Origin of the sequence: Streptomyces phytophilus, assembly GCF_013870535.1 — a bacterium.
Taxonomy (GTDB): domain Bacteria; phylum Actinomycetota; class Actinomycetes; order Streptomycetales; family Streptomycetaceae; genus Streptomyces; species Streptomyces phytophilus.
Genome location: NZ_JACBXC010000986.1, coordinates 1 through 2284, shown reverse-complemented (window position 1 = coordinate 2284; position 2284 = coordinate 1). Strand labels below are relative to the sequence as shown.

Sequence of the window (2284 nt, the reverse complement as noted above, 5' to 3'; positions counted from 1 at the left end):
CGACCGGGGCACCTCCCGCCGGGCGCCCGGCTGTCAGTCGGACCTGCCACAATGCACTCCGCCACAGATGACAGAAAGCGGGGCGGACGTGACGGCGTCGGTATCGATTGAGGCCAGGATCGCCGAGGAGCTCGGCGTACGCGAGCGGCAGATCACTGCGGCGGTGCGGCTGCTCGACGACGGCGCCACCGTGCCGTTCATCGCCCGCTACCGCAAAGAGGCGACGGAGATGCTCGACGACGCCCAGTTGCGCACCGCGGAGGAGCGGCTGCGCTACCTGCGGGAGCTGGAGGAGCGGCGGGCGGCGATCCTGGAGTCCGTGCGCGGGCAGGGCAAGCTGACCGAGGAGCTGGAGGCGCAGATCCGCGCCGCCGACTCCAAGGCCCGGCTGGAGGACGTCTACCTGCCGTACAAGCCGAAGCGGCGGACCAAGGCGCAGATCGCCCGCGAGGCCGGTCTGGAGCCGCTGGCGGACGGGCTCATCACCGACCCGTCGGTGGCGCCGCTCGCGGCGGCCACGGCGTTCGTGGACGCGGACAAGGGCGTGGCCGATCCGGCCGCGGCCCTGGAGGGCGCGCGGGCGATCCTCACCGAGCGGTTCGGCGAGGACGCCGACCTGATCGGCGAGCTGCGCGAGCGGATGTGGACGCACGGCCGTGCGGCCGCCAAGGTGCGCGAGGGCAAGGAGGAGGCGGGCGCGAAGTTCTCGGACTACTTCGACTTCGCCGAGCCCTTCACCGACCTGCCCTCGCACCGGATCCTCGCCCTCTTCCGCGGCGAGAAGGAGGAGATCCTCGACCTCGCGCTGGAGCCCGACGCGCCCGCGGAGGCGGAGCAGGAGGGCCCGTCGGCGTACGAGCGCGCCATCGCGGCGCGGTTCGGGGTGGAGAACCGGGGCCGGCCCGCCGACACCTGGCTCGCCGAGACGGTGCGCTGGGCGTGGCGCACGCGCGTCCTGGTGCACCTCGGCATCGACCTGCGGCTGCGGCTGCGTACGGCCGCCGAGGACCAGGCGGTGGACGTCTTCGCCGCCAACCTGCGGGACCTGCTGCTGGCCGCTCCGGCGGGCACGCGCGCCACGCTGGGCCTGGACCCCGGGCTGCGTACGGGCGTGAAGGTCGCCGTCGTCGACGCCACCGGCAAGGTCGCCGCCACCGCGACGGTCTATCCGCACGCGCCGCACCGCAAGTGGGACGAGTCGCTGGCCGTCCTCGCCGAACTGGCGCGCGTGCACGAGGTGGAGCTGGTCGCCATCGGCAACGGCACGGCCTCGCGGGAGACCGACAAGCTGGCCGCCGACCTGATCGCCGCGCAGCCCGAGCTGAAGCTGACGAAGGTGATGGTCTCGGAGGCCGGGGCTTCGGTGTACTCGGCGTCCGCGTTCGCCTCGCAGGAGTTGCCCGAGCTGGACGTGTCGCTGCGCGGCGCGGTGTCCATCGCGCGGCGGCTGCAGGACCCGCTGGCCGAGCTGGTGAAGATCGACCCGAAGTCGATCGGCGTCGGCCAGTACCAGCACGACCTGTCGGAGGCGAAGCTGTCGCGCTCCCTGGACGCGGTCGTGGAGGACTGCGTCAATGGCGTGGGCGTCGACCTCAACACCGCCTCGGCGCCGCTGCTGGCGCGCGTCTCCGGCATCGGCGCGGGGCTCGCCGAGAACATCGTGGCGCACCGCGACTCCAACGGGCCCTTCACCAGCCGCGCGGCGCTGAAGGACGTACCGCGGCTGGGGCCGAAGGCGTTCGAGCAGTGCGCGGGCTTCCTGCGCATCCGCGGCGGCGACGACCCGCTGGACGCCTCCGGCGTGCACCCCGAGGCGTACCCGGTGGTGCGGCGGATGGTGAAGGCGGGCGGCGCGGAGGTGGCGGCGCTGATCGGCGACTCGCGGACGCTGCGGTCGCTGAAGCCGCAGGACTTCACGGACGAGCGCTTCGGGCTGCCGACGGTGACGGACATCCTCAAGGAGCTGGAGAAGCCGGGGCGCGACCCCCGTCCGGCGTTCCGGACCGCGGTGTTCAAGGAGGGCGTGGAGAAGATCGGCGACCTGCAGCAGGGGATGGTGCTGGAGGGCGTCGTGACGAACGTGGCCGCGTTCGGGGCGTTCGTCGACGTGGGCGTGCACCAGGACGGGCTGGTGCACGTGTCGGCGATGTCGAAGACGTTCGTGAAGGATCCGCGCGAGGTCGCCAAGCCCGGGGACATCGTGAAGGTGAAGGTGCTGGACGTGGACGTGCCGCGGAAGCGGATCTCGCTGACGCTGCGGCTGGACGACGAGCCGGGCAAGCCG

Annotated in this window: 1 protein-coding gene; it reads left to right on the top strand. The window is 72.8% G+C overall.

What is annotated here, in order from left to right; all coding sequences use genetic code 11:
• Window positions 1-67: 67 nt before the first annotated feature.
• Window positions 68-2284, top strand: a 2217-nt coding sequence (locus tag H5J30_RS28070; RefSeq protein ID WP_181790094.1) for a Tex family protein, incomplete at its 3' end; no start/stop codon positions are given.